Source organism: Magnetococcus sp. PR-3, assembly GCF_036689865.1.
Taxonomy (GTDB): domain Bacteria; phylum Pseudomonadota; class Magnetococcia; order Magnetococcales; family Magnetococcaceae; genus Magnetococcus.
Window position 1 is genome coordinate 37,736 of record NZ_JBAHUQ010000031.1, and the last position, 23,513, is coordinate 61,248.

General features: G+C 56.9%; 17 protein-coding genes. All 17 read left to right on the forward strand.

Features of this window, described 5'->3' with window-relative positions:
• Window positions 1–16: 16 nt before the first annotated feature.
• The 17 genes from V5T57_RS15915 to V5T57_RS15995 all read left to right on the forward strand — a co-directional run bounded on the left by V5T57_RS15915 (window position 17) and on the right by V5T57_RS15995 (window position 23,440).
• Window positions 17–3,460 carry a hypothetical protein gene (locus V5T57_RS15915; RefSeq protein ID WP_332892236.1) on the forward strand — a complete coding sequence of 1,148 codons (3,444 nt, stop codon included), beginning with the start codon at window positions 17–19 and terminating at the stop codon, window positions 3,458–3,460.
• 300 nt (window positions 3,461–3,760) lie between these two features.
• Window positions 3,761–4,801, forward strand: a complete 1,041-nt coding sequence (mamK, locus tag V5T57_RS15920; protein WP_332892237.1) for a MamK family actin-like protein — start codon at window positions 3,761–3,763, stop codon at window positions 4,799–4,801.
• A gap of 115 nt (window positions 4,802–4,916) precedes the next feature.
• On the forward strand, window positions 4,917–5,243 hold the full coding sequence (locus V5T57_RS15925) for a magnetosome magnetite crystal formation protein family (RefSeq protein ID WP_332892238.1): 327 nt from the start codon (window positions 4,917–4,919) through the stop codon (window positions 5,241–5,243).
• Between the two features lie 34 nt (window positions 5,244–5,277).
• Window positions 5,278–5,502, forward strand: coding sequence for a lipopolysaccharide assembly protein LapA domain-containing protein (locus tag V5T57_RS15930; RefSeq protein WP_332892239.1), 225 nt, complete (start codon window positions 5,278–5,280; stop codon window positions 5,500–5,502).
• Between the two features lie 159 nt (window positions 5,503–5,661).
• Window positions 5,662–6,660 (forward strand): magnetosome biogenesis CDF transporter MamM, encoded by a 999-nt coding sequence (mamM, locus tag V5T57_RS15935; protein WP_332892240.1) that lies wholly within the window; start codon window positions 5,662–5,664, stop codon window positions 6,658–6,660.
• A gap of 22 nt (window positions 6,661–6,682) precedes the next feature.
• Window positions 6,683–8,686 (forward strand): magnetosome protein MamO, encoded by a 2,004-nt coding sequence (gene mamO / locus V5T57_RS15940; RefSeq protein ID WP_332892241.1) that lies wholly within the window; start codon window positions 6,683–6,685, stop codon window positions 8,684–8,686.
• Window positions 8,683–9,465: a magnetosome magnetite formation protein MamP gene (gene mamP / locus V5T57_RS15945; protein WP_332892242.1), complete on the forward strand. Its 783-nt coding sequence runs from the start codon at window positions 8,683–8,685 to the stop codon at window positions 9,463–9,465. Before mamO ends, mamP begins: the two co-directional genes overlap by 4 nt.
• Before the next feature lie 15 nt (window positions 9,466–9,480).
• Complete coding sequence (gene mamA, locus V5T57_RS15950; protein WP_332892243.1) at window positions 9,481–10,140, forward strand: magnetosome protein MamA; 660 nt, start codon at window positions 9,481–9,483, stop codon at window positions 10,138–10,140.
• Window positions 10,141–10,201: 61 nt separating this feature from the next.
• Window positions 10,202–13,051 (forward strand): tetratricopeptide repeat protein, encoded by a 2,850-nt coding sequence (locus tag V5T57_RS15955; protein ID WP_332892244.1) that lies wholly within the window; start codon window positions 10,202–10,204, stop codon window positions 13,049–13,051.
• A gap of 37 nt (window positions 13,052–13,088) precedes the next feature.
• Entirely contained in the window at window positions 13,089–13,985 is an 897-nt protein-coding gene (gene mamQ, locus V5T57_RS15960) for a magnetosome protein MamQ (RefSeq protein WP_332892245.1), read from the forward strand.
• Window positions 13,982–14,866 carry a magnetosome biogenesis CDF transporter MamB gene (mamB, locus tag V5T57_RS15965; protein WP_332892246.1) on the forward strand — a complete coding sequence of 295 codons (885 nt, stop codon included), beginning with the start codon at window positions 13,982–13,984 and terminating at the stop codon, window positions 14,864–14,866. Before mamQ ends, mamB begins: the two co-directional genes overlap by 4 nt.
• 154 nt (window positions 14,867–15,020) lie before the next feature.
• Entirely contained in the window at window positions 15,021–15,338 is a 318-nt protein-coding gene (locus V5T57_RS15970; protein ID WP_332892247.1) for a hypothetical protein, read from the forward strand.
• 190 nt (window positions 15,339–15,528) lie between these two features.
• A complete protein-coding gene (gene mamS / locus V5T57_RS15975; RefSeq protein WP_332892248.1) occupies window positions 15,529–16,161 on the forward strand; it encodes a magnetosome protein MamS in 633 nt (210 codons plus the stop codon).
• Window positions 16,162–16,167: 6 nt separating this feature from the next.
• Complete coding sequence (mamT, locus tag V5T57_RS15980; RefSeq protein ID WP_332892249.1) at window positions 16,168–16,674, forward strand: magnetosome protein MamT; 507 nt, start codon at window positions 16,168–16,170, stop codon at window positions 16,672–16,674.
• 11 nt (window positions 16,675–16,685) lie between these two features.
• A complete protein-coding gene (locus tag V5T57_RS15985; protein WP_332892250.1) occupies window positions 16,686–21,884 on the forward strand; it encodes a hypothetical protein in 5,199 nt (1,732 codons plus the stop codon).
• A gap of 76 nt (window positions 21,885–21,960) precedes the next feature.
• Window positions 21,961–22,755, forward strand: a complete 795-nt coding sequence (locus V5T57_RS15990) for a hypothetical protein (protein WP_332892251.1) — start codon at window positions 21,961–21,963, stop codon at window positions 22,753–22,755.
• Window positions 22,756–22,858: 103 nt separating this feature from the next.
• A complete protein-coding gene (locus V5T57_RS15995) occupies window positions 22,859–23,440 on the forward strand; it encodes a hypothetical protein (RefSeq protein WP_332892252.1) in 582 nt (193 codons plus the stop codon).
• The last annotated feature ends 73 nt before the right edge of the window (window positions 23,441–23,513 follow it).

The following is a 23,513-nucleotide window of genomic DNA, read 5'->3' on the forward strand; positions in this document are numbered from 1 at the left end:
AAGGGTGTAAGGAAATATGGACACCGATCAGCACAATGCGGGTGGCGCGTCACCTGACCAGGGTTCCGCCCAGGAAGCCAGGGATCGACGTGCGGCCAGAAAAAAGCGACGTATGAAGGGCATTGCCGCCTTTCGCGCGGCGGCTCAGGAGATCTCCGACAGGGCACGACAAAACCGGGAGGCCCATGAGCGCGGCGAGGATGTGGCGGCTGACGTGCGCCCAACTGCAGAGGTTTCGCAACCCACGCAGAAGGTAACCGCCGCTCAGGAGAAGCCGTCTCAGCGTAAAGCGGCAAGCAAACCGAAGAAACAGGCCACGGCCCAAGGGTCAAGTGACCCTAATCGGGTCCCTGAAGCAGCCAGCCAGCCGGTGGTGGAGAAACGCGAAGCGGACCAACCTACGGTCTCTAAGGCACCACAACCAGCCAAGGCGGTGGTTGAAGAGAAACCTGAATCCGCCCCCATCGACACGACGTTGGCGGACAACCTACTGGTTATGGATGAGGGTAGCTCCAAACCCATGCCGGAACCAGTAAGGGAGCGCCAGGCTGAGGAGCCGTTGGGTGGGCCTAACCAACCGCCCATATCCACCTCTGAAGCCGTTCGGGTACAGCCCGTTGAGGCAAAGGAGCGGGAAGCGGGGGGGCGCGACCACGATGTTTTGGCCAAACTGGTCAAGCAGAAGTTGGCGGCGGCAGCGCCCAAACAGAAGCTGGCCCGTGTAGAGGCCAAGCTGGATTCCGCTGAGTTGGATGAGGCGACGGTAGAGGCCAAGCCGGTGGCGGCCGCGCTGGATATGCTGGAGAAGGCCTCCCGCGATCGAGCGGTGGAGTTGGAACGTCACCTCCATGATGATCGCTTGCTGCGCCCGCAATCCGCAGGGGAGGGGGCGCAGGATGACGAACAACCCCTGGATGCCACCTACTTGGCAGTACGCCCACGTGGGGTTAAAGTAATCAATGAAGAGTCCGGTATGCCATGGCCCAAAGAGGGCTGGGGGCAGTCGGTCAATGTTAATAATAACGATTCTCATGAAGAATCGCAACCGGTTCCTGCAAAGGAAGTGAAGCACGTGGCTGCAGATCAGACCAAAGCAGATCTGTCCGAGCATCCCTGGCCCAGTGGGTTAGCCGGTTTGGTGCGCCCTGTTGCATCCGCTGAAGAGGTGCCGGAGAGCCAGGATGACAGCGCTGGTTCGGTACGCAAGGCTTCCATCACGCTGGATGAGATCAAGCAGCGCATGCTCACCCTGGAGCCTGAAGCTCCTTGGTTGGATATGGGGGCGCCCAAAAGCGCAGCCGAGCCCAAAGAGCCGGTACGTCCCGTGCCCCAGGCCTCATCGCGAACCGTGTTTGATCAAGCGCCTCAAGAGCCGGTGGGTAAGCCGTTGGCATTAACGCCAACTAAAAGCGAGCCTGTGACCACGTTGGTCGATACACCGCCCTCCAAGGCAGCCCCTTCGACGGTGGAGATGGATACCCTGACCCAACGTCTGTTTGCGAGTAAGAGTCAGGATCCCTGGCAGTTGGATGCCCAGGTGGCGGGCAATCTCTCTGTACTGCCTGACAGTTCCCCTGTTAAGGATGTGCAACCGGCATCTGTTCAGCAGAGCAGTCAAGCCCAGAGTGATCAGATGGTTCCATCCAATCCGGTGCAGCACCATCCTGAAGTGAGCCAGCAGCGTCAGTTGATGGATGGTTGGATGGATCTGCTCACCACTTTGCCGGTCAAAGAGCATGAGGTGGAAGCGGAAGAGGATGAGGCGAAGTCCACAGATCAGGATGATCAGCCGTGGCTGGAGCTGCTCAACCAACAACCTGCCAAAAAGCCCCATGATGGTGCAGATCGTCTCACCCCTGTGGCCATGCAGGAGCCTAAGAGTAAGGCCGGCAGCGGCTGTCCCTGGTTGTCCAAGGAGCAGGTGGAGCCCGCAGTGATGGCCTCTCTCACAATCCTTGAGCACGAAGAGGTCACGCCCCCCAGTTTTGTAGAGAATCTGCAGCAGTCGTCACCCTCTGAGGTCCAAGAGCCTGCCCAGCCGGCTGAACAGAGTCCTGAACCGACAGCTCAAGAAACGGTGGCTACTCAAGAGGCTGCCGTTCAAGGGGATGAAAAGGATCAGGCTGAACAACGGCCTGTGGAGAAGGAAACCTGCGAAGAGGTTAGGCCCAAAGAGATCAGTTTATTAAGTGCGGCCTCTGTGGTTCACCGTAAAAAGCGGTTGATTCAATCTGCAGAGTTGCGCCAGTTGCGCAGTTTCATGGGGGATCCGTTGGTACGGGGCCCGTGGGGCGTGGAGCGCGAAGACCCTTTTGTTTCCTCCCCTCATTGGCGCTACAGGACAGTAGCGATCCAGCGACGGAAGAAGAGTTTGGAAATTGGAGCCACCCCATTCGAATCCGGCTCCCTAAAAACTCATCGTTCCGACCTTCGCCCTGGTGAAAACCGGTGGGGGGAGATGTTTGAATCCTTAACCAGCTCAGATGCTTCCAAGCAGGCAAGGCCAGATGTTGATCATTTTCCCCCGTCGCTCTCCATGGAGATGCAGGGGACGATTTTTAACGATGAACTGCTTGGCGGTATGGATGCTATGCGTTGGCACTTGGGTGAGGTAAGCGCTCTGAACGAGCATATTAACCTTCCCTGCAGTGACGATGAAGTTGGGGTGCGCCGCAGTGGCTTTAGAGCTCCAGCTCAAAAACAGCACGCCATCTTGGCCAAGAGTGATGCGCTCTGTTTTGTGGGGTCACCCTTTGATCCCATGAAGCGGCAGACTGGGCGCTCCGTTGCCCCCAAGCCCCTTGAACTTGACGCTGCTTCCACAGTAGAAACGCTGGCAGCGGATAAAGGGTTGGCCCAGCATGTTGATCAGTTTGAGCAGGATCAGCAGCTCAGTAGTCTGCCCCAACCTGACAATCTACCGGTTGCAGAGCCTGTGGCCTCTGTTGATGCAGTAAATACTGCGTCAGAGCCTGTGGTTTCTGTTGATACTGAAAACAGCGTGCCAGAATCTGTGGCCGCTTCTGTAGAAAAAACGCCCCAGCAGCGGGTTACCCATATCAGCCTGCCTGCTAAGGTGCGGCCGTCGGCGACCCCCTCAACGCCCCAAAAGCCTAGCAAGCGCTTGCGGGCCAAGGTGGTGCGTCGGGATAAACCTCAGCAGCAGGCTCCCATGGTCCCCCAAGCAGGTGGCGCTACGGTGCAGAGCATTGGTAATAAGCGGGTGACGGTGATGCAACCGCAGCGGGTGGTTAAACCGGTCTCCTTAACGGAGCAGATCAGCCAGCCCCCCAACCCCAGCCGTGCCCTTCCTGTGGATCAGTATGTGGAAGCGGTGGAGGTTGAGAGCCTGGGCAGCGGCGTAGCCAATCTGCTAGGTGATGCGGTAGGGGGGGTGATCACCAGCGCCCGGTGGACAGGTGGTAAAGTACGAAAGATCATTCCTTTTTCGAAAAAGTGATGGTGTAGGCTTTAACCGACCTCTATCAGATTGTAATGTTTCAAAGTGCCTTTATTGGGAAGTGACGACGGTTTGTTGGGAGAGGTTTTTCGGTAAGCAATCTCATTTCCAACCATTTTTCGCGACTTAAGGGGCATTAAAGTGATGATTGTGCAAATGGTGACTTGAAATTTGGTGCCAATGCCGCGACAATCACTGAATTTGGTGGCTTCGCTCTAACCAGCAGATGTTGGGTAACACAGAGCTTAAGCCATTGGAAAAAACAACACGCATTTGTGTTCACTGTTTCAAGGAGGGGTCATGCAGTCTCCTGCAGGTAATGATAAGCAACTGTTTGTCGGTATTGATCTGGGGACTTCCCGTACGGCCATTATGACCCGGCGTGGCGTCAAGACCATGGTACGTTCCGTGGTTGGCTATCCTAAAGATATCATCGGTGTGAAGATTCTGAACAACACCGTGGTGGTGGGGCAGGAGGCGCTGGATAACCAGGCCTATCTGAATCTCTACTACCCCCTGGCCGATGGTGTGCTCAAAGAGACCAGCGAAAAGGATGAAATGGCGGCCAAGGAGCTGCTGCAGTATGTCATTAATCAGGCTCAGCCCCAGGGCGATGAGCAGATTCTTGGCATCGTTGGCGTACCAGCCCGCACCTCCATCTACAACAAGAGCCAACTGCTCAAGATCACCGATGAGCTGATGAACATGTCCATGGTGGTCTCCGAGCCCTTCATGGTCGCTTATGGTCTGGACAAGCTCAACAACGCCATTGTCATCGACATCGGTGCTGGTACCATCGACATCTGCGCCATGAAGGGTACCGTGCCTTCGGACAAGGATCAGATTACCCTGCTCAAGGGTGGCAACTATGTGGATGAGGTGTTTACCCACGCCATTGCTGAATCCTATCCCGATGTACAGATTACCTCCTACATCGCCCAGAAGATCAAAGAAAAACACGGCTTTGTAGGCGAGCCTACTGAAGAGGTGGTGGTCAATCTGCGTGCGGGTGGTAAACCCATGTTGCACGATGTCACCCGCGAGTTGCGTTTCGCCTGTGAGACGGTGATTCCCGATATTCTGGAGAGTGTGGAGAAGCTGGTGCTCTCCTTCGATCCCGAGAATCAGCAGGAAGCGCTGAAGAACATCATCCTCGCCGGTGGTGGCAGCAACATGATCGGTCTGGATGCGGCCCTGTCGGAGGGGCTTAAAGAGTATGGTAAGGTCAATGTTTCCCGTGTGGCCGACCCCGACTTTGCTGGTGCTGCTGGTGCTCTGAAGCTGGCAACCGAGCTGCCCACGGAGTACTGGAATCAGGTTGGTGATATCGTAGGCGGATGATTCCCTTTGGGGGTTTCACCCTATCCTGATGTGACAAAGGGGGCGGATGGTTGCAGAGGGGGTGTTCCCCCGTGGCCCTCCGCCCTTGTGTTTAGTCCCTGTTTTGGTGAACCAAATGGCTGCATTTCGTCTAATTAGTGACCGGGATCGTCTGGTGGCGCAGATTCTGGCAGGTATGAGCTATCTGGGTATTCTGGCCCTGGTTCCTTTTATGATCGGTCGTCGCGACCCCTTTGTGGCGTTCCATGCCAGACAGGGTATTGTGATCTGGATCTGGGAAGTGGCTGCTGTCTATGCCCTGATCGTGCCGGGTATCGGCAAGCTGTTTTTCCAACTCTCCAGTGTGCTGTGCTTTGTGCTGTCACTGGTGGGGCTGGTTTCGGTGATTATGGGACGGGCCTGGCGCCTGCCTCTGGTGGGCTCGGCGGCTGAAAAGCTTTAATTGACATTTAGGTTTTGACGAGTCGGAGAGATCCTTGTTCAGGCTGTTACTATCACTGATCATCACCTTTTTTCTGCTGATCTTCTCCTCGCAAAACATGCATGATGTTGAGGTTCGCTTTGTCTTTGGCGAACCGGTGGAAATGCCACTGATCCTGGCCCTGGCCGGTGCCTTTATCGGCGGCTTTGGTATTGCCACCTTCAGCTTTCTGGTGCAGAGTGCCTCTGGGAGCAAAAAAAAGGATGTGGATGAGTTTTAACCCTGATTTTCATGGATCCAATCTCTAAGTAAGAGCGTCTGGTATCCATGAAATATCCGGGTTAATCCAACTCGCCACGCTTGAGTATAGAAACGACCCCGTACAGACACGGGGTACTGGGGCGCAACACCGGCTCCATTGAGATATGACGGGAAAAACATGCGTTACTCAAAATGCATCGTCTGCTATGAGATGATTGGATGGGTGGGGTTGCTGGTCAACCTGGTGCTCTCCACCATGAAAATTTTTGTGGGGATCATTTCCGGCTCCCACGCGCTGCTGGCGGATGCCCTCTACTCCGGTAAGGATGTCATTACCTCAGCCCTGATTATCGTGGGGTTGAAGGTCTCCAATCAGCCCATTGATGAAAAGCACCCCTTTGGCCACGGTAAGATTGAGTTTCTGCTCTCCCTGATCGTTAGCTTTGTGCTGCTGGGCATCACTGGCTGGCTGCTTTTTAATGTGGCCACGGTGCTGCTGGAGGGGGAGCATAAAGCGCCCCATATGATCGCCTTATGGGCAGCGATTATCTCGATTGTGGTCAATCTATTCTTCTGGGGTTACACCCGCTGTGTGGCCTTTGAGATTAACAGTCCTATGGTGCAGACCCTGGCCAAACACCACCATGCCGACGGTATCTCCTCCATGGCGGTGGCCCTTGGTATCATTGGTTCTCACTACTTGGGTGTGCCGTGGCTCGATAGTGTGGTGGCGGTGGGTGAGAGCATTCATCTGCTGATTCTTGGTGGTGAGGTGTTCTGGGATTCGGTGCAGGGTTTGATGGACCAGTCCGGCACCAAGGAGACCAATAATGAGATCCGTCGCCGTGCCAATGAGATCAAGGGTGTGGAGATGGTCGAAGAGGTCCGTACCCGTCGTGTTGGTCAGGAGTTGTGGATCTCCATCAATATCGGCGTGACCCCGGATATCGATATCGGAGAGGCCAAGATAATAGCCGATCGGGTGGAGGAGCATGTGGCAGACACCATACCCCATGTGGGGGATGTCAATGTGCACTTTATCTCCTTACCCGGTTCGGTACCGGAGTTTGGTGAGGTGGAAGAGGATCTTGACAAGCTGGCTAAGCTCCGTGAGACCGCCCAACAGGATGAGATCCTGGCGGACGATGAGGTTTTGACTGATCCGGCCAAGAGTTGATCTTGGGCGTTGTGAATAGGGAATGGCATTTTCACCCATGAAGAAAAAAGCCGCTAAAAAATTGAATGTGCCCTTTTGCCGTCAGAGCTGGCGCATTCCTGCTGTGATCCTGACGCTGGCCTGTCTGGCCACCTTCGCGTGGGGTTTCCATCTGCTCAGTGATCATCGTGATCAACTGGGTAAGCTCAGCTATCTGCCTGATATGCGTGCTGGTGGGGCGCCCAACCATGTACTGCCTGGTAGTGGTCAGGGCGTGGCCCTTGGCAACGGTCAGGCGCAAGGTATGCCTGCAGCCATGGCCAACGCGCCGGTTCAGTCGGCCTCGGCACTGGTACGCTCTTCGGTGGTAAGCCTGTTTGTGGCCTTGAACAAGGGCGGCAACCTTAACCCGGTGGGTTCTGGGGTGCTGGTTAACGCCAAGGGCTACGTGGTTACCGCGGCCCATTTGGTTAACGGTGGTGTCTCCATCAAGGCCCGTGTGGCCACCCCTGCAGGACGTAAAGAGTATCAAGCCCGTGTGGTTAAGATCATACCGGAACACGATCTGGCGGTGGTCAAGCTGATCACCCGCGATAGCTTTCCCTACCTAACCCCCACCGATACCCGTACCTATCCTCAAGGGTTCCCACTGGTGGCTTGGGGGGATGGCTTGCAGCGTAACATCATCTCTCAGAGTGGCAGCATTACCGGTGCGCCGGTGAGTTTGAGAGTGACCGGCGATCCCTACCGGGGGTTGGTGCCGCTGAACGCTGTCTATCACTGGTCCCAGAGTGGTGGTCCGGTGGTGGATGCCCAGGGTACCCTGCTGGGTGTTGGGGTGATGTTTCAGGAGAACAACGGCACGGTGCGGGGCTTTTTGATTCCCGGCTATCTGATTCGCGCCCACTTCCGGGATGTGTTGGAGTTGGCCCCGCCGGTTGGCAACGGTATGCAGCCTCGGGCCTCGCTGGGAGGCGGGCCCAATGTGGCCCCACCAGTGATGCAGGTGGTGGCGGCCCAGGGGCCACCGGGGGGAGGCGCGGTGAACTCCGTGGGGCAGACCCAGGCACCTCCGGACACCAGTAGTCGCCCATCGGACGCCTGGTGGGAAAACGCCAGAAACCTCATGCATGACCAGTTCAACCTGCACCTCCCTTCCTCTCCCTTCGATTTCTCCTGGCTCTCCCTAGACTCCAATAGCGCCCATAGTCAACAAAACCAGATCTTCGGTTATCCGGTCAGTACCTTCTTTGGGCTGATACTGTTGGGACTGGTTGCAGGCATTAGCGGCGGTATGATGACCATGGGGGGAGGGATCATCAAGGTAACGGGTTTGATGATGGTGTTTGGTTATGGATTGGTGCTGGTGCGTCCGGTGGCCTATCTGACAAATATTTTTATGTATGGTGCAGCATCACTGCGCTATAAACGTTCGGGAACCATTCACTGGCCTGCGCTCAAACCGTTGATCCCTTGGGTGATCGCTGGCGTAGTGGTGGGTTACTTTATTGGTAATGTGCTTGATGCCTTCGTCATTCGCATGCTGCTGGGGTTGTTTGCCACGGCGCTGGGTCTGAAGATGGTGGTGGAGATCTGGGATCACCATCGTCATGGCATTGATGATGAGGTAGACCGCATTAAACGTTTCCAGGAGCGTGCCCACATCGATAGCCGCTGGTTGCGGGAGGGGATCCTGGGGCTGCCCATGGGCTTGATCAGCGGCATTCTGGGTATTACCGGTGGTGTGGTCGAGGTGCCCTTGCAGCGCTATATTAATGGGGTGCCCATGCGCATGGCCATCGCCAATAGTGCGGTGCTGGTCTTTTTCGCCTCCATCGTCGGTTCGGTGGTGGCGATGTGGCACGGTATCTCCAGCGGAGCCTTTGAAGCGGAAACCCCGCTTATCATGGCCCTTATCTTATTGCCTGGATCGTACCTGGGTGGTATGATCGGCGCTTGGCTCACAACCGTCGTGCCGATGTACCTGTTGCGCTGGGTATATGCCGTTCTAATGTTTGTTGTCTCCATTCGGATGTTCGTTGTATGAAGCTCAAGGGAACCACCATCGTTGCACTGGGTATGTTGGTGGTCGCCATCATGGTGCTGGCCAGTATGATCGATCTACCCGGATCGGATATGTCGGTGACCCCGGCCCCGCCTGAGACACCGCGGGGTGCCCCCATTGTGGGCAGCCAGGGGCAAGCCATGGGCCTGCCGGTGGCCATGCAGCGACGCCGTGGTGAACAGCGGGCACCGGTACCGGCGCTCTCTGATGCCAACGGAGGGTTCGTGGCACCTAATGTGCAGTTCTCCGAGGCCCACTGGCAGGGCATGGAGGCGCTGCCGTTGAGTATTGAGCTAAAACGTAAATTAAAACTGCCCCTGGATCTGGAGGGGCTGTTGATTGATGAGACTAGCCTGAATGCCGCCGTTAGCGGTATGTTGGCCGGGGATGTGTTGGTGGCCATCAATGGCCGCAAGGTCAAGACTTTGAAGAAGATGCAGAAAGAGACTCGGCGGGTGCAGATGGACCGCCGCGCCAGTCTGACCGTATACCGTAAAGGGCGGCTGTTGACCCTGACTCTGAGCGAGGAGAAAAACCTCGGCTTGGCTCAGGTGGAGACCGCGCCGATGATTTTACCTGGGGATATCATGCCCCACCCGTACCGTGGGCCGTGTACACAGTGTCACGCCATCGGTACAACCGGGCACATCACGCCCGATCCGGACGGAATCGTCCTGCCCCCTGGCCCGATTCGGGCGGGAGCCAAAATGCCGCATAGAGACCGAGGTCCCTGTGCGGCTTGCCATGCCATCATTCAGTGAAACGGGTAGAGTGAGATGGGAAGCAGACCGACCAAAGGTACAATCTGGGATGAAGTGGGCTTTTTTGGTCACACAGTGAGCATGGTTTTGAAGCGCTCCACCGGTGCCGCAATCCGCTGGTTCGATGATACCTTCAGCGTGGATCATGACTATCGTTCCGAATATTTCCGCGATAAGGGCATCAAATACGCCAAGCAGGGGCGCTATACCCATGCGGCGGAGGTGCTTGAAGATGTGGTGCAGAGCAATCCCGATGATTTCGATGCGGGATTCCATCTGGCTTTTTGCTACCTGAAACTGGAGAAGATCCAGTCTGGGGTGCAGCTGCTCAGCTACTTCTATGCACGCGGCCACACCGAAGCTAAAGTCTCCTCCATTCTGGGTATGGCTCTGATTCAGAGTGAGCAGTATGAGGAGGCGGTGGAGGTGCTTAAGAGTGCCATGGCCGATAACCCAGATAACTTTAATATCCACTACCGTCTGGGTCTGGCTCTGGACCATCTGGAGCGTTATGAAGAGGCTTTGGAGGCGTTTCAGGGTGCCATGAAGCTGCGCCCGGAAGAGCCCCGTGTCTACCGCTCCATCGGTTTTGCTATGGAGCAGTTGGGCATGCGTGATCAGGCGGTACAGCTGTTTAAGCGGGCCGCCCAGTTGGAAGAGGGGCGCAGCGCTTAATGACGGTGTTAGCGCACATGTTCTGTTGTTGGGATACCATCGTCTATCAAGGGGTTGGATGATGGCTGGTGCCGAAAACAGACGGCTGCAACAGTGGCTTGAGTCCCTGGCTGGTGATGCGCCTGAGCCGCCAAATGGCCTGTCGTCAGATAGGTTGCCCCCAGATAGCCTGCAAACTGCCTTGCAGCAGGTGGCTCAGGATCAGGGACAGCCTCTAAGCGAGACCCCTCATGCCCAGATGCCAGTCCATCGGCTGGATCCTACTGCCGCGTCGGATCTGTTGATGGCTCCATCCCAAAGAGGGGGAGGGGCCGCCACCCAAGCGCAAACGCCAGCACGCCAACCGAACCGTGAGCACCCGCTGACACATCGTCTTACGCGTCAAGAGGCCCCTCTCCCCAGCATTCATAGTGAGGGGGCAGAGCCCACCCGTCGGGTGGTGCAGGTGGGGATGCCTGTTAATCGTTCCAATGTGGTGATCCTGCCCAAGCGGGAGCGGGTGGGGCAGGTGGATTACGGCTCTTTTCTCTCGGCGAGCCACAGTGCGCCAGCCCAGGATGAGGAGACACAAACCCTACAGCAGCAGCCGGATCCCCCCTATAACGCCCCAGAGGATTCACAAGAGCGTAGTCCTGCTGCTCAGGCTTGGCTGCTCCAACAGTCCACAGCTGAACCTTCCCCTGTTGAACCACAGATGGCCCCTCAGGATACCCATACGTGGCAGCCTGCGGTTGAAGTGCCTGCTCTCCAGCAGCAACAGGATGGGATGCAGCCGCAAGAGCGGGAAGCCCCTCTGGAGACGCTGGGGCATATGGCTGAGGCCATCGTGGATGATGCGTTAGAGCCCGTTACCAGTGATACCCAACAGGAGGCGTTTATTGCCCCGCCTGAGGATCGTCAGCCTGAGCAGAGCGTGACGCAAGAGGAGCGTGAGAAGGATATCATCTCCATGGTGCAGATTGAGGCACTGCTCAATCAGGCGCTATCAGAACGGCTGCAACAGCAGCGGGATGAGGCCCCCGCCCCCCAGGAACTCCCGGTTGATCAGAGTGCTCAAGGATCTCAGGAGATGCAGGAGGGCCTGGAGGCCCAGGTGGTGCCCGAGCCAACCGAAGCGTTGGAGGATCTGTCCGCCATACCGCTGGATGAGACACCTGCCATGAGTGTGGCCCAGGTGCCTTTGCCCTCTGCGGATGAGATGGCTGAGTTGACAGCTATGGAGCTGGATAGCTCCCCATCGCTAGAGGTGGAAGAGGCCACAGAGTCCTCGCCTCGTGAGACTCGGGATCACGCCGCGTTGGAGCTGGATGGACCGTTATCAACCCTGACCTGGATTGAGGATGAGCCAGCCCAGCCTGAAGCAGAAAGGGTGGAGAAACTACCAGCGGTGGATGAGCCTGCCCAAGAGCTGGTCGCTGAGCCTGCCCAAGAGCTGGTCACTGAGCCTGCCCAAGAGCTGGTTGCTGAGCCTGCTCAAGAGCTGGTCACTGAGCCTGCTCAAGAGCTGGTCACTGAGCCTGCCCAAGAGCTGGTCACTGAGCCTGCCCAAGAGCCGGTCACTGAGCCTGCCCAAGAGCCGGTGGTCGAACTGGCCCAAGAAGCGATCAGCCCCAGCGAGCATGCGCCGCTGACCGAGGCGCAGCAGGTTGACGCCTCCACCTTGGAGGCCCCTCAATTAACTGCGCAAGTGCAGAGCGATGCCAACGAAAGCGGCGTTGCAACTAAGATGGATGAAGCGGGTGAGGAGACCCAACAGAGTTCAGCTTCTGCCTCGGAATCCCCCCAAGAGCTGGACGAGGCTCCACTGGTAACCAACCGTGTGGCCAAGGAAATTTTGCAGCAGATTGAACAGGATCTGCCCGTTGCGTCCCAAGAGTCTACAGCGGCGGACCCTGAGCCTTTACCAGCCAGTAGCCAGACCACCACGATTCCTGCCGCTGAACTGGCGGATGTGGAGTTGGATGAAAAGAGTGGTGAGGTGGTGGATGAACTGCCGGTGCCCAAGGTATCCCGCATCCAACAGCGCCGCCGTTTTGCTAAGGCTTCTAAGGAGGAGCCGCTGGCCCCTGAGGTGGTGCCCCCAAAACCGACATCCAATCCTGGCTTTCTGTTTGGACGGCTAAAGGATCGTCGGGTCAAGCTGGCCGCGGCAGCCCTGGAGGATCCAGCGGATGTTGAGCAGCAGATGCGCCAGCCTAAGCCCCTGGTCAGTACTCTGAAACGCCGCATTGGGCTACCCAAATCCATGTGGTTGCCCTTTGGTTGGTACGCCATGGGAGTGGTCGTCAACAACATCAGTGACGGGGCGATTCGCTGGTATCAGGGTATCACCCGTATGGATGCCGATGTGCAGTCCGCCTTTCTGCTGGATCGCGCCCGCCATCTGCAGAGACTGGAGCGCATGGAGGAGGCCAAAGAGGTTCTGGAGATGGCCACCGCCCTGGATGGCGTCTCCAGCAGCGCCTATCTGCTGTTGGCTGAGGTGCTGCAGAGTCTAGATATGCAGACCCAGGCTGAACAGGTCCTGTTTAAGGCCCTTAATAACGGTTATGATGATGCCTATCTCTACCTGCGTCTGGGCACCTTGATGCTGGATGGGGAGCGCGCTGAAGCAGCCATCGCCTATCTGCGTCAGGCGGTGACCATGGCACCGGACCTCTATGATGCACTCTGTGCCCTGGCCAAAGCGCTGTGGCAGTCCAATGGCCATGAAGAGAGTCTGGCCCATCTGGAACGGGCCAGGGAAATCCGCCCCTTTGATCCCCGTGCATTTATGCTCACTGGAGAGGTGCTGGAGAGTCTGAAACGGGATGAGGATGCCGCCCTGTTCTATCAACAGGCCGATGCCCTGAACAATATGTTGCAGGTCAAACCCGCCCATGAGCGGGTGGAGCCCGATGAACTTAGCTGAACCCTACCCCCTGTGGCGTGTGAATGGATAGATGGTCATGAGCAGTAGAGGTCACGACGACGAATTAGACGGTTTGGAGGCGCTTGAGTCTGAAACGCTCAACAGTGAGCGTGTGCGCCGTATGAAACGTCTGATGAAGGATATGTACAAGGAGGAGTTTGAGTCGCAAAAACTGCGTCTGCCCCCCATCAAATCCCGTTCGTTGATCATCACCATCTCGTTTCTCTCCATTGTGATTTTTGGGGTGACGACCCTCTATAACTTCAACCGTTTCGTGACCTTGGAGGAGCGGGTGCTATCCTCACACGGTCATATTGAAGATGCCCTGCAACGGCGTTTGAACCTGGTACAAAATCTGGTCAACCTGACCCTCAACCAGGCAGCGTTGGAGCAGGAGGTCTACCGCCATGTGGCCGATGTGCGCAAGCAGATTGGCCAGCCCGCTCCACCCCAAGCCCAGGGCGCAGAGCCCACGGCGGCGGATATGGATGCGGCTCTGGCCGGTACTGATAACTCGACCTTTCTTAAGCAAATGCTGGGTATGGATGGCAATGTCAGCAGCGGTGCCCTGGCCAATCTGTTGGCGGTGGTGGAGCAGTATCCTAATGTTACCGCCTCCGTCACCTACCAGCAGTTGATGGATAAGTTGGTGGAGATTGAGAACCGCATTACTCTGCGGCGGGATGAGTACAATGAAGAGGTGCGGATTTACAACACCCTGATCTCCTCCTTTCCGTGGTATATTCTGGCCAAGGTAACTGGATTTGATCGTTATGACTACTTCACCGCCCGTGTTGACCGTAACGATCCCATCCTGCGGGTGCCGGATGTGAACAAGAAGACCTTCAATCGGTTGCTGCCGGTATTTGATGGTAGCGCACCTGAGGGTGCGACCGTACAGCCTCAACCAACTGAGGACAAAAAAGAGCCATGAAGTACGATCAATGTCGAAATTGCCGGGAGCAGGTGACCTGGTACTCCATTATCTCCAACATCTTTTTGGTGATTATCAAAGGGGTACTGGGGGCGATCTCTGGCTGTCAGGCGCTGGTAGCGGATGCCTTTCACTCCTCGGCGGATGTGATGGCCTCGGCGGTGACCATGATCAGCCTGAAGATCTCAGCGCAGCCCGCCGATGAGGATCATCACTATGGTCACGGTAAGGTGCAGTTCATCTCCTCCTCTATTGTGGGATTAATTCTGATTACCGGGGCGATTTTTATCTTGATCGATGCCATCAAGGCCATTGTGACCGGTGATTATGATGCGCCCAACCGTATCGCCATTCTTGGCGCGGCCATCTCGGTGGCTTCTAACGAGTTGATGTATCGCTATCAGAGCTGTGTGGGTAAAGAGAACAACAGCCCCGCCATTATGGCCAATGCCTGGGATAACCGCTCTGATGCCTTCTCCTCCATCGCAGTGATGGTGGGGGTGGCTTTTGCCACCTTTGGTTTCCCCATCGCCGACCCCATCGCCGCTGTGGGAGTCTCCATTCTGGTGACACGGATCGGTGTGGAGCTAAATCTGGAAGCGGTGGATGGTCTGATGGATGCCTCCCCGGAGATGGAGGAGTTGGAGGATATCTATAAGATCGTCAAGGATGTCTCCAGTGTCCATGGCATCAACTACATGCGCGCCCGTACTATGGGGGATAAGCTGCATGTAGAGTTGAATGTGGAGGTGGCCAGAGAGTTGAAAGTCTACGAAGGGGATCTCATCGTCGATCTGTTGCGACGGCGTATCTTCCAGGAAATGAAACACATCGGCGAGTTGCAAATCTTTTTGACGCCGGTGGAGATGGAAGCGGTATAACCTGCCAGGAAGCGTGCTGTAAAAGGGGAGGGTGCAATGCACTCCTCCCTTTTTTAGTCTCTGATAAGGCAGAAAAGGGTGGTGAATTGTAACCGGATGGTCTATAATTAATCTCTTGATGTGTGTTAGTAAGAACTGTTCTCTAGAGAGTGTTATGAACCAAACAAGGCCACGTTATCAGTTTGATGCAGGCATACCAAGTCTAACCATACCTGGTAGATTGAATTCTGCAGATCTGTCGGCTATGCAGTCTCAAGCGGGCATGCTGCCTTCCGGTATTCAGTTGAAGGTGTTGTTGGGTGGAGCCCAGGAGATAGTGGATAGCATCACGCTGGGTGGATTGATCATGTTGCGCTCCTCCTTGGATAAGGCTGGTAGTTCACTGCATTTGAAGATCTTGGACCAGCAAAATGCACGTATTGTGCAGATTGCCAACCTGCAAAAATTGTTCAGTGTTGAATTTGAGCACTAACCTCCCCCTGTACCACTTCCTTTAAAAAAGGCGGTAACCTCCGCTGGCAACGTTGCCCTCTCCAGCGCTTTTGATCTTTCCCCCTTTCTGTTCTATAGTGTGGTTTAAATTGACCCATCTATCTCTGTGCGTTAGCATAGTGCGTTTGCTTATGTCGGTATAACCCCGTAGTTGCGATGTGGATGGATTTATGAAGTGGGAAGAGTGGATCGGCGTACTTGCCGCCCTGTTTATCGCTGGCCTGATTGTGATGGCCATTGTTCCCAATCAGGTGGGTTCTCTGTTTTCAGGAGAGACCGGGTTGGGGCAGGTAGCGCAATTCAACCTGCCACAGCCGGGTACCGTGGGTCAGATAAACCAGGGTCCGCAACCCCAGGCTCTACAGGTGGCAGCGCAGCAGCCTGCCCAGAACAGAGGGGGGATCGGTAAACCCCAAGCGGTGGGGGATGCCCTTAATCCGGTACGTAACGATGGGGGGGCACCGGTTCAGCCGGGGCTGGTACCCTTTCGCAAGGCACCGCTGATTCGCTTTGATGGTACCATTCAGCAGATCTCTGAGATTCAGTGGCAGGATAAGCAGATCCATATCTGGCTTAGTCAGGCGGGCAACCGGGAGCTGCACATTTCCGTAGCCCCCAGTTGGTTCCTTGCCTTTATGGGCTGTACCTTGCAACACGATATGCAGGTCAGTGGGCGCGGCTTTAAGTTTGACCGGGTTAATAAAGATGCGGTGATCTATGCCAAGTATTTAAAGATCAATGGCCGCAACTGCCACCTGCGCAATGATGAAGGGTTTGCGTTGTGGTCCAACAAGCTACGCTAGGGGTCGATGGTGCAACTAAATGGTAAACCGACCTCTCCGCTTGCCGCCATGATTGTGCTGTTGGTGGTGATGGTGGGGGCGTGGCTGCTCTATGATAAGAACAAGGATACCCTGGAGAACTGGTCCAACACCCGGGTGCCTAGATATCTGCAGGGCGAGATCTTTGGTAGCTATCCCATGCCCACCCAGCCCACCATTCAGGAAGAGGTGGTGCAAAAAGTGCAACGAAAGAAAAAGCAACCGGCCAAAATGGTCGTTAAGATGCTTCCGGTAATCGCCAAAAATGCCAAGCTGCCGCACACCTATTGGGGGCTGTGTACCAAGTGCCACCTGATCAAGGGGGGCGCGCCGCCGGGTAGCCAACCCATAACACCGGTTGGTAAAGTGCTTGAAAAAGCATCGATGATTACCAAGGTGGGGCCGCCGATCTATCCGGACTCCACACGCCACCATCCGGCGGCGGGTCGTTGCATCAAATGTCATGATATTGTGGTGAAGCTGCCACCCAACTAGAGTTGATTGCCATGCTTGAAGATGCGGTCACCCTATTGACACACCCAAAGGCAACCCTATGGTTTGCCGTGGCTCTGGCCATTTGGGCGCTGTTTATGTGGATCTCCCTGCGCATCCGCCAGATTGGACCGGTGCGCCATGCGCTGGATGAGGGGCTCTCCACGCTGGAGTCCGCCCTCAATGGCCATTCTGCCGAATCCTTTGAAACTGCCTCCACCCTGCTTAGCCAAAACCCGGTGATCGGTGCTGCTTGGTGCGACTACCGTAACACCATTGTTAGCGCTGGTGGCGATGCTCTGGTGCGCAGTGTGGAGCGGGCTGAACAGTTTTTCTCTCCCCAGCAGATTCTTCCCTATCACGTTAATCTAAGACAGATCCGTAGCATTCCGCTGGTGGTGGTGGGGCTGGCTCTGGTGGTCTCCCTGTTTGGGCTGATGACCGCCCTGCACGGCCAGTTGGCTGGGGCAGAGAGCCTGGATGTGAATACCATTCGGGTGGCGCTGGCGGGGGTGCTACAAGCGGCCTCCACCAAATTGATGGCCCTGGGAATCGGCCTGTTGGTGGCCATTCTGTTCAGCGTGGAGATGCGCAGCAGCATCGATGGCTTGGAGGGGCGTCTGCAGGCCTTTGCCGAAAGCCTGAGCCGCTTGATTGAGTATGTCCCCGCCGAAACGCTGCTACTGGAGCAGTTGCAGCGTGGTGGCACCACTGGATCGGACCAGACCCAGATGGGGGTGGACCTGGAGGGGTTGACCGCCAAACTGACCGCATCGCTGCAAGAGGCGTTGGAAGAGAGTGCGGTGCGGGCCGAGACCCGCCATGAGCAGCTGGCCAACCTCATGCGCGATGCCCTGTTGGGGGGTATGAAAAGAATGCGCCTGGAGGAGGGGGATCGCCTGCAGGCGTTCCAACTGCACCAGGATCGCCTGATTGAGCGCCTGGAAGAGGGGCTCTCCAGCACCTTCCGTAGCGCCATGCTGCCGCTTTCTGAAGAGCGTGGGCGTGAGAGTGCAGCGGTGGCCCCCGCGCAGCCATTCGCCGATAACCGCAACCAACAGCAGGAGCGTCTGCTGGAGCGCATCGCCCAGGGTCTGGAGAAGGGAATTCAGAATTTCTCTGAGGAGCTGGAGCAGCGGGACCAGCAGCGGGATCATCTGCTGGAACGGGTGCGTGATGGGGTGGATCAGAGTGCCGATCTGGTCAGCAAGCGTATGGAAAAGGCGTTGGATGGTCACTCCGAGCGCATGGAAGATCAGTTAAAGCGGGTGGTCAACACCCTTGAGGATGATGGCCGTCAGCGGGTCCAGCAGATGGATCATCTGGGGCGCCGCCTGGATGAAGGGGCAGCACTGCGGGATGAAAAATTGACCCAGCGCTTCTGCACCATGAGTGAACAGCTGGAGCAGCAGAGTAAAGGGCAGGGTGAGCAGCTACAGCAGGCCTTGGGCCGGGTGGATGAAGGGCTGCAGGGTCAGACCAAACAGTTGGCCCAGCAGGGTGAGCAACTGCAGGCCGGGTTAAGCCAGATCGATGGCGCGATCCAGGGTCAGACCCAGCAGTTGGCCCAGCAGGGTACGCAGGTCCATGACGATATGAACCGTCTGCACGGTGGTATCCAGGCTCAAAGTGAGCAACTTAAGCAACAGGGTAAGCTGCAGGGTGAACAGCTACAGTCCGGTTTCAACCAGTTGAGCCAGGAGATCAGCACCCAGACCCAGAAACTGGAGACGGGGCTGGATAGTCTGGCTGAACGGCTGGAAAAAGGGGCCCAGGAGCGGGCTGAACAGCTCCTACAATTTATGCGTCGTGGTGAGTGGTGGCGTGGGGAGTTCCTCAATCAGCTCAAGGAGCTGTTGGGGGATGTGGGGCGCCGTGTCATCGAGGGGGTGCGGGAGGATCTGCAGGGGCTGAAACAGGCTGCTGACCACTCGGCATCGGCTCTGGAGCAGCTTAAGGAGGCGTTGAGTCGTCAGGATCTCTCCCTGTTGCGCAGTGATCTGGCCCGTGCGGTTCAGGAGTCCCAACGTGTCATGGAGAACAATACCGAGCGACTGCTGCATGGTATGCAGAACATCAATGGCGATTTGTTGCGTGGGCAGCAGGGGCTGGGGGAGAAGATCGCCCTGCAGGGGCAAAATCTGAGTGCCGAGAATCGTGAAACCCAACGCATGGTGCAGGATCTGAATGAGGATGTGGGGTTGCTGCCAGAGCGTCTTACCGCACAGATGGAACCGGTATTGGAACGGGTCAACCAGAGTCTGCTCAAGTGGCAGAAGCGTCGTGACAGTCAGCCCGAGGTGAGCAGCGATAGCAGTTGGCAGGCCGATGCCGAACAGCATATTAAGGCGTTGGTGGAAAGCCAGCGGCAGACGTTGACCAGCGAGTTGGCGCAGATTAAAGATCAACTGTCGGCCATGGCCCCCATGGAGGGGGCGCGTTTTCAAAGCTTGAGTGAACAGCTTGAGCGGGTCATGACGCTGCTGGCCAGCAAGGGTGGTGAGGCGGCAGGGGTCTCCCTGGAGCCGGTTCTGGCGTGGATCAAGGAGGAGAGCGGCCAACTGGCAGCGCAGAGTCAATCCCAGGTGGATGCGGCCATGCAGGGCTTCTCTGAATTGATGCAGGGGCAGCAGCAGGATCTGCAAACCTTAATGCAGCAGGTGGGGCGTGGGGTGACGCAGATGGAGCAGTTGGCGGCGGTGGAGAGTCTCTCTCTGGAGCAGGCTGAATCGCTGTTTGCCCAGGCCCGCAGCCAGTGGGAAGGGATGTTGTTGGAGAGCCGTGAAGTACTGCGCCAGGGGTTGCGTAGCCTGCGTGATGAGGCTCAGACCACCCCCGAGGGGCTGGTACCCTCCCTGCAAGGTATGGAACAGTTGGTGGAGCGAACCCATCAGCAGCTGCATGAACGTCTGGCGACACTGGTGGTCGAGCGTCTTAACAGCGTGGGCCGCTACGATCAGACACAGCTGGCCGAGCCAGCAACGCTGCAGTTGGAACAGCTACAGCAGAGTTTGATGGAGATGATGCAGCGTCAGCACAGTGAGGCCCGCGCCCGTCATGACGAGCTGATGCAGAGCATGGAGCAGGTCAAGCGCCAAAAGGTGGACCTGGAACCGGTGTTGGATGCGGTGCGGGAGCAGGGGGATCGGCTCAGCCAGCGCCACGGCAGCCTCGCCTCCATGGTGGATCTCGTGCGTGAGGAGCTGCAGGGCCTGACAGGCCGTATCGGTGGTCTTAAACTCTCTGAAGAGATGTTGGAACAGGCGGTAGCCAGTGGCTTTAGTCAGGTCAGTAGCAAGCTGCCCGCCGCCCTGGATATGGAACGCATGCGGCAACTGGTCAGTGAAGAGCTGCAAGGGGCCATGGCCAGCATGCCCCGTGGGGATGCTTCCCAGGTGGTTGCCGTGCCCACCTCAACGGTGGAGCTGGAGCAGAGTGTGCGCCAGACCATGGAGCAGATCGCCCAGCGCATCGGTGAACGGTTTGAACAGGATAGCGCCGCCATCCGTCGTGCCCTGGAGCGTCTGGAACGCTCCAGTGAAGCGCTGGATGAGCGCTCCAGCCGTTTGCATACGGAGCTGCTGGAGACCTTAAGCCAAGGTCAGGGCCAGGAGCAGGCGCAGTTGGAAAAGAGTCTGCGCGATACCCTGGAGCGAGGCTTCCGTCAACTGCGTGAACAGGTAGAGGATGAGAGTGGCCGTCTACGTCATACCGCCGATGGTCTGATCAAGCGGCTGGAAGGGTGGCAACAGCCTGAAGCGGTGGATCTAACCCCCATTCTGGAGGCGATTCAGAGCGAAGGTGGTCAGCCTCAGAGCCTGAGCAGTGCCACCCTGGATGGTCTGCTGCAAGGGCTGCGTGGGGAGCTGCAGGGACAGCTGCGGGAGAGTGCCGATAAGCTGGCCTTCCTCTCCGGTCAGGTGACCCAATTGAGCAGTGGTTTTGAGGCACAATTGGAGCGTCTGGCCCCCGCTTTGGCCGCCAAGGTGGGCAATGGCAACGGGGTGGATCAGGATGCCTTGCAGGCGCTTCAGCAGCAGGTGGAACACATTGGTCAGAAGCTCTCTGATGCGTTGAGTCAGCGGGTCGATTCGGGGTCCAGTCAACTGGCCGCCCTGAGTGAGCGTATGGATGGTCTGTTGGCGCGTGTGGATCAGCGCATGCAGGGCATGTCTGAAGCCGATGTGCGTACCCTGCTGGAGAAACATAGCGCCGATGCCAATCTGGCGGAGATGGATCAGCAGCAGCTACAGCAGATCATGGAGGGCATGGCCAGTGCGGTGCAGGAGCGCCTGACCGGAGAGGCATCACGCCTGCAGAGTCTGTCCCAGACCCTGGAGTCAACTCTGCAGACCTTGCGCAGCAAGGCGGAAAATATGGATGAGACCTTCCTGGACAGCGCTCTGGAGTTGCTGCGTGAGGAGGGTGAGCGTCTTTCCGACGGTGGGGTGCAGGCAGTGTCCGAGGCCATGGGCAGCCTGAGTGAGCAGATGCGCCTGGAGGTAAGTCGGGATGCCAGCCAGATGCGCCAGACCGCTGAGAAGTTGGAAAGCGTGATGGGGCGTATGGAGAAGGCCTCCCACAGTCTGGATGGCGAGGCCTTCCTCAACCGTCTTAATGCCGCCCTTAAAGAGAGTGGTCGCATTCAGTTGGAGGCGGTTAAAGCCTCGGCCAGCCAGTTACGTAAAGATCTGGATAAGCTGTTCAAACAGGCCATGGAGAAGATGGCCTTAAGCAGTGGCGGTCTCTCTGAGGCACAGCTGCAGAGCCAGTTGGTGGAGCCGGTTGTTAGCCGTCTGCAGGCGCACAGTGTAGAGTTGGCCCAGGCCCGTGATAAGGCGTTGACCCAGACGGTAACAGAGCTGGGCGAGAAGCTTACTGGGCAGATGAAACAGGGGCTGGAGCCGATCCAGACCGCCCTGGAGAGTCTGCGTGAAACGGCCGGGCAGAGTGGTGACACCCAGGTGGTGCTGGACAAACTTCTGACCTTGGCCGATCAGGTGGCGGCGCTGCAGGAGAGTTCGGAAATCACTATGGAGGAGCTGGAAGCGCTGGATCAGCCCTTTATGCAACTTGCCGAATTCCTGCATGAAAATGCCGAAAATATGAATCAGACCCACAATGCGGTGGTGATGTTGACCGAAGAGTTCCCCTTGCTGCTGGCCGATATGCTGGCGCAGATGGAGGATGAGTTCGAGGAGGAGCCGCTGTGAGTCATGTAAGGATACCAAGGATGATGGCCAGGAGAGTGGCTGAGCAGAGCAACTGGGCTGCGAAGAGGGTGGTGCCATGAGAGGCTATGAGAAGGGATTTCTCTTTATTATGGTAGAGCTGCTGGCCCTGTTGCTGGTGGGTGCCATATTCCTGTTCCTGCTGTTGGATCTGGAGCAGCCAGGGGTGGCCAAGGTGATGGTGCAGCCGCAGCCGGCCCAGCCAGCAAAACCGGCGGAGCCGGTGGTGGTGGTTAAAGAGGCGGTCTGTCCCGAGCCACCGGAACCCATCATCAAGGTTGAGCATGTCTTTCATGGAGATCCCAGCCGTCTGGCCCTTCAGGATCTGCTAAGCCGCATCAGTCAGGGTCTGGAAGCGGCGGGCATCGCCCATCAGGTGGATGAACAGGCGGCGGGCATCTTTCTGCCCGATCTGTTCCAGTTTCCCGCAGGCCGGGTCGCACTGGGCAAGGATAAGTTGACGGAGTTGGGGCAGGTGGTGACGGTACTCAAATCGGTACTGCCCTGCTTTACCATCGATGCACCGGGCTTAAGCTGTTCAGGGGAACCGGGCAAGGTGCTGCTGGAAGGGGTCTATGTGGAGGGCCACTCTCCCCAATCAGCCGTGGGTAAGCCACGCTTTAAGGGGAACTGGAATGTGGCCATGAAACGGGGCTTCTCCCTGTTTAACTCCATGATCAAATCTGACCCCCTGCTCAACGGTCTGCGCGGTTCCCAGGGCCATGGGCTGTTCAAGGTGGCGGGTATGGCAGCCAACCATGAAGTGCGGGCTGAAGGGCGGCGGGTGGAGCTGCGTTTTGTGATGCAGCAGACCCTGGCCATGGCTGCGGAGGCACCCCAGCCCAAGCCCTGAAACAGAGCATGGCAGGCTCCTGTCCGATCTGTCGTCAGGAATCAGACTGTTACTCTGATAGTGATCTGATATACTGGACAAATCATAGAGAAGGAGTAAAACCATGTTGTTTCTTGTACCGTTGGGTATCAGCACAAGTGTAGGGGTGGGGCTGGCCTACTTTCTGGCCAACCGTGGTACCAAAAAAAACGATGGAAAAAGAGAGGGTTTGCTCAAAAGGTTGGTTAAACCCAACCCTTTGGATATTGAGATCCTCGATGAGGTGCTCATCGACGAGCAGGTTGTCACTCTGGCCAGTGAAGATGTGATCCTGGATAACCGGCATGGCAACCACAATATCATAAGCGAACACGATTTTTCCCGTACTGCGGATATCAAGCTGGAGATCTCAGCAGGCAAGGATTCCAGCATGGGCAGTCATAGTAAGCTGTTGACTTTTCTGGAAACCAAAGCCAACCACATGATGTCTCAGCGGATCGGTGGATTGTCGGGTACCCAGATCCATCGGCGTGTGCAGTTGCGGTTTGTGGCGGTGCAGAAGCAGCGCACCCACTATCGAATTCACTGGAAACAGAGCAGCTATCGGGGCCTGTTTGTGGTGCGGGTGGGCAATCGCCAGATGGAGTTCCCCTTTTTGGCCACCTATGGGCTTTATCATGAGGTGGAGAGTCTGGAGTGCATCTAGGTTTCAGCGGTCTTAAACGGGCTTCTGATCCCAAAGGTGCCAATCTTTCGTTACGCGGCATGTTGTGATCAGA